Raw genomic sequence first — 5,473 nt, 5'->3', positions numbered from 1 at the left:
GATGAACCCGACCCGCCGGTAGGCAGGATTAAGGTTGGTCAGGCACTTCTCGGCGTCGCTGAGAGCGTACACAACCGAGCGCGGGAACAACCGGTCCAACAGGAGGAACTCCGCCGCCTGCTGGTCACCAAACGACGCCCGCCGGGTACGCAGGAACGACTCGTATGCGCCGGCACACCGCAACATGTTGACCCAGGACAGCCCAGCCGCGTGCACATCGTGGGTGGAGAGCATACGCGCAGTCATGTCGGCTCGCTCCAGACTGCGGCCCAGGACGAGGAACTGCCAGCTTTCGTCGTGGCTCATGGTGGTATCCGAAAGGCCACGGATCATTGCCGTGCGCTCAACCACCCAGTGGCAGAACCGGTACGTGCCGACCACATCCTTGCGATGCTGGGTGAGGCCGTACCAGGTGGTATTCAGACTCTCCCAGACGCTACCGGATACGGTCTCCCGCGCCCGCCGGGCGTTCTCCCGTGCGGCACCCAGGGCACCGGCGATTGAGGTGGTGCTGGTCCTGTCGTAGGCCAGCGCCTGCAGAAGATCAGATAGAACCAGTTCGTCGCCGTCGGCCCTGCTGCCCATCACTCCGAGCAGCTGGCGGGACACATCGCGCTGTTCGTCCCGCGGCATCTGGTTCAGGCGTTCAAGGTGGACGTCGAGGATGCGGGCGGTCCCGTCGGCGCGCTCGACGTAGCGGCCGATCCAGAACAGGGATTCGGCGATCCGGCTAAGCATTGACTGTATCCTCTCCCTGGTTCATGAGGGGGTCCCCAGCGGGGGCATCACCACACCCCATCTGTTGTTGCTGTTGTTCGGGCTGCCGGTCCTGCCAACCCGATTCGATCGGCCACACGCGTTCCTGGACCGGGCGCCGCACAGCCTCGATCTCCTGACGGACTGGGGTCTGGTTCTGTTCGTCGACCACCCAGGTGTCCTTCGACCCTCCGCCCTGGCTGGAGTTCACAATCAGGGATCCCTCCTTCATCGCAACCCTGGTCAACCCACCGGGTAGGACCCACACATCGTCGCCGTCGTTCACTGCGAAGGGGCGAAGGTCAACGTGGCGAGGACTGAACTGCCCCCCGGACATGGTGGGAACCGTTGACAGCTGCAGGACTGGCTGGGCGATCCAGCCGCGCGGGTCGGCCGTCACCCGCTCCCGCAGCGCGTCCAGCTCTTCCTTCGACGCGTCGGGGCCAATGACCAGACCCTTGCCACCGGAACCGTCAACTGGTTTGACTACCAGTTCATCCAACCGGTCCAGCACCTCCTCGCGAGCTGCCGGGTCCTCGAGCCGGTAGGTGTCAACGTTGGCGATGACCGGCTCTTCACTGAGGTAGTAGCGAATCAGGTCGGGGACATAGGTGTAGACAAGTTTGTCATCGGCTACCCCGTTGCCCAGGGCGTTGGCAATGGTGACCGTGCCCGCACGGGCTGCGTTCACGAGGCCGGGACAACCGAGCATGGAGTCTGCACGAAATTGCAACGGGTCCAGAAATTCATCGTCGATTCGCTTGTAGATGACGTCCACTCGCTGTTCACCGGCGGTGGTCCGCATGTAGACCCGGTTGCCGCGGCAGATCAGGTCACGGCCTTCCACCAGCTCCACCCCCATCAGGCCTGCGAGCAGGGTGTGCTCGAAGTAGGCGGAATTGAACACGCCAGGGGTGAGGACCACCACAGTTGGGTCCTCGGCCGACGACGGCGCCGTCTTGCGGAGCGCTGCAAGGAGCCGCCGTGGGTACTCTTCCACCGGTCGGATGTGCTGCTGCCCGAAGGCCTCAGGGAGACCCTTGGCCATGGCACGCCGATTTTCCAGCACGTAGCTGACACCACTGGGAACGCGGACGTTGTCTTCGAGGACCCGGAACGTCCCTTCCTGGTCACGGACGACGTCGATACCTGAAATGTGGACCCTGACACCGCCCGCGGGATCGAAGCCTGACACCTGCCGATGGAAGTGGGCACTGGAGGTAATGAGCCGGCGAGGAATGACCCCGTCGGTCACCACCGACATTTTGTCGTAGACGTCATTGAGGAACGCTTCGAGCGCCCGGACCCGCTGGGTGACACCCTGTTCCAGGACTTGCCAGTCGGTACCCGAGATGACGCGCGGCACAATGTCCAACGGGAACGGCCGCTCCTCCCCCGCGTAGTCGAAGGTGACACCGCGGTCCAGGAAGGTGCGGGCCATGGAGTCGGCGCGGGCAGTGACATCCGCGAGGTTCAGTTCACTGAGGGCCGCGGCCACCTGGCTATATTCGCCACGTGCCCGTTGGCCGGGTGCGAACATTTCATCGAACGCCGGAGTACGGCTGGCTGCTGCTGCGTAATCTTCGAAGAGGTCGGACATGGGTTCAACATTGCCATGAATTTCGACTATTACATATTGTGCAGTGGGTCACACGCCGGGTCGAATTCGGAGACTCCAGAGCACCAGGGTCAGGCAGGGCGTAGAGTGCCGCCATGACCCGCTACGTGATCGACGCTCCCACAATCCTTGCCCTGGTGACCCAGGGTCGGCGGCTGAACCCGGACCACCAGTTGGTGGCACCAAACAGTGTCCGTTCCCCCGGGGGCTCCCCTTGCGGCGCTATTCGCTGACTGGACCCTTTTCCGACAAACGCACCGTCGGTCAGCCGTGATTGAATGACCGGGTGATGAACGAAAATCTCCGCCGCGATGAAGCAGCCCACCGGTCCTCTCTCCTCAGCATCGACAGCTACGAGGTTCACCTTGACCTCAGCGCTGCGGCCGATCGAGACGTCACAGGGTTCCTGTCCCGATCAACAGTCAGATTCACTTGCGCCAAGCCCGGTAGCGAGACCTTCATGGACTTCATCGCCGATACAGTCCACTCGGTTACCCTCAACGGTAGCGAGCTGGACCCAGCCGTCGTCGTCGCCGGCGCACGGATTTCCCTCCCAGAGCTGGCAGCGGATAATACTGTGACAGTGACGGGTACCGCTCTCTACAGCCGCAGCGGCGAGGGAATGCACCGGTTCACCGATCCCGCGGATGGTAAGACCTACCTGTACACGCAGTACGAACCGGCCGACGCCCGCCGGGTGTTCGCCAATTTTGAACAACCTGACCTAAAAGCGGCCTTCACCTTCTCCGTGAGCGCACCAGCCGATTGGACAGTTGCCTCAAACGGCGCCGTAACCGCACGGGAAAACGCCGGGGATTCGCTGTCGGTGTGGCACTTCGCGCCGACCGAACGGATCTCCACCTACATCACCACCGTGCTGGCCGGCCCGTACTTTGCCGCCACCGACCACTGGTGCGGCGCTATGGCCGACGGGTCAACCCTCGAAGTTCCGCTAGGGCTCTACTGCAGGGCGTCGCTTGCCGGGGCGTTCGACACTGACACCATCTTCGACGTCACGAAACGGGGCCTTGAGTACTTCCACTCGCGGTTTGAGTACCCGTACCCGTTCGGAAAATACGAGCAAGCGTTCGTCCCTGAATACAACCTCGGCGCGATGGAGAATCCCGGACTGGTCACCTTCACTGAAAGCTACATTTTCCGGTCCAGGGCAACCCACGACCAGTACGAGGCCCGCTCCAACACGATCCTCCACGAGATGGCTCACATGTGGTTCGGTGACCTGGTGACCATGTTCTGGTGGGACGACCTGTGGCTCAAGGAGTCCTTCGCGGATTACATGGGTGCGCTTGCGGTCGCCGAAACCACCGGGTCTGACACCTCATGGGTGAGTTTCGCCAACCGCCGCAAAGCGTGGGCCTACCTCCAGGATCAGCTGCCCTCCACTCACCCCATTACCGCCGACATAGTTGATCTGGAGGCCGCCAAGCAGAACTTCGACGGCATCACCTACGCCAAGGGCGCGTCAGTGCTCAAGCAACTGGTGGCCTATGCCGGGAGTGAGGCGTTCTTCGAAGCGGCACGGGTGTATTTCAGAACCCACGCTTTCGGCAACACCAGGCTGGCTGACCTTCTTTCGGCGCTGGCTGATGCGACCGGCCAGGACTTGACCGGTTGGGCGCGGCAGTGGCTCCAGACCTCCGGGGTCCCCTTGCTGAGCGCCGAGGTGGTCATCGACGACGACGGCGCTTACCGCTCGGTTCTCCTCCGTCAGGAAGCGACCGATCCGGTCACCGGCGAGTCGGCCCTCCGTCCCCATCAGCTGCGGCTGGGACTTTACAGTGTTGACGGCGGCGCCCTGGTGCGGACCGGAGCAGTCGACGTCCGGATCGACGGCGCCCAGACCGATGTCCCAGAGCTTGTCGGCACCACCCAGCCTGACCTGCTGCTGATCAACGATGATGACCTGACCTACGCGAAGATCGGCTTCGATGATCGGTCTCTGGCCACCCTGCTGTCGAGCGTGGGCCGCCTCAAGGAGCCGCTGGCACGCGCCGTTTGCCAGGCCGCGCTGTGGTCGAATACCCGAGACGCTGCCCTGTCAGCCGGAGCCTATGTTGGAGCTGTGCAACTTGCGGCGCCTGACGAATCCGGAGTTGGCGCACTGCAGGTCCTCCTGCGCAACTCGCACTACGCCGTCGAACACTACGCCCCGGCTGCCGAGCGCGCGCACCTGCGGGAGCAACTGTTCAGTTTCGTGGTGGACGGTCTCCGTGCTGCGGTGCCCGCGTCCGACCAGCAGCTGGTCTGGGCCCGAGCTGCTGCGGGCCTGGGGCTGCACAGCGATACCCATTCAGGATTGTTCAATGACCTGCTGCGCGGACAGGGCACTGGTCAGACAGTGCCGGGCCTCGCAGTTGACCCCGAGCTGCGCTGGCTCCTCTGGCAGGCCTTGGCCGCACAGGGACAGGCGACGGTAGCCGAGTTGGAAGCTGAGCTGGAGACAGACCGCACGGCGGCAGGCAGGGCGGGCTTCACCCGGGCCTGCAGTTCCATACCTGACCCAGCTACCAAGGAAGAGGCATGGCAGGAGGCCGTGTTCGGCACCCGGTTATCCAACGAGCTTTTGTCAGCGACGATAGCTGGTTTCGCTGAAGGGCCCGCCGAGCTGTTGGAGCCATTCGAAGGCCCCTATTTCGCTGAGATCGGCCGCGTGTGGGACACGATGGGGATCGAGATGGCCAGCCGGATAGTCAGAGGATTGTTTCCCGGGTCGCAGGATCTGGCCAAGGGGGTGCCACCGGAAAAGCACCGGGTGGTCCAGTCCGCCGATCAGTGGCTCACTGAGAATAGTTCATCGCCAGCGGCGCTCCGCCGGATTGTCCTCGAGGAACGTGACCATCTGCTGCGCTCGTTGACGGCCCAGGAAGCCCGGCTCTAGGCCCGGCACTCTGGGGTCCTAGGTGATCCGATAGAGCCAGGCGGCGGTGCCGAACTTCTCCTCGACGAGGCGTTCGGCGCGGGCCAGTTCCTCCCCGGTGAACGTCGCATCGCGCGCCCCGTACTTTGCCCGAAACGTGTCGATCATGACCTTGATGATGTCCTCCCGGGACCGGCCGGTCTGGCGGCGGAGCGGATCGA

The 5,473-nt window shown here is 63.5% G+C and carries 4 protein-coding genes and 1 pseudogene; 2 read left to right on the top strand and 3 right to left on the bottom strand.

What is annotated here, in order from left to right; genetic code table 11:
- Together Y703_RS18675 and Y703_RS18670 are read right to left on the bottom strand one after the other, a co-directional pair.
- Positions 1 to 738: alpha-E domain-containing protein (locus tag Y703_RS18675; protein WP_035764264.1), on the bottom strand; the 738-nt coding region annotated here is incomplete at its 3' end.
- Positions 731 to 2,356, bottom strand: a complete 1,626-nt coding sequence (locus tag Y703_RS18670; protein WP_081743444.1) for a circularly permuted type 2 ATP-grasp protein — start codon at positions 2,354 to 2,356, stop codon at positions 731 to 733. The genes Y703_RS18670 and Y703_RS18675, both read right to left, overlap by 8 nt.
- A 113-nt stretch (positions 2,357 to 2,469) precedes the next feature.
- Between Y703_RS18670 and Y703_RS22020 the strand changes: the two genes are divergently transcribed.
- Both Y703_RS22020 and pepN read left to right on the top strand, forming a co-directional pair.
- Positions 2,470 to 2,607: a hypothetical protein gene (locus tag Y703_RS22020; RefSeq protein WP_155849440.1), complete on the top strand. Its 138-nt coding sequence runs from the start codon at positions 2,470 to 2,472 to the stop codon at positions 2,605 to 2,607.
- A gap of 56 nt (positions 2,608 to 2,663) precedes the next feature.
- A complete protein-coding gene (gene pepN, locus Y703_RS0108075) occupies positions 2,664 to 5,273 on the top strand; it encodes an aminopeptidase N (protein WP_253907966.1) in 2,610 nt (869 codons plus the stop codon).
- A gap of 18 nt (positions 5,274 to 5,291) precedes the next feature.
- Here the strand turns inward: pepN and Y703_RS22365 are convergent.
- Positions 5,292 to 5,473 (bottom strand): annotated as a pseudogene (locus Y703_RS22365) (lipoate--protein ligase family protein); the annotation flags it as partial.

The sequence above is a fragment of the Arthrobacter sp. H20 genome, from assembly GCF_000520515.1.
Classification (GTDB): Bacteria; Actinomycetota; Actinomycetes; order Actinomycetales; family Micrococcaceae; genus Arthrobacter_D.
This window is presented reverse-complemented; position numbering and strand designations above follow the sequence as displayed.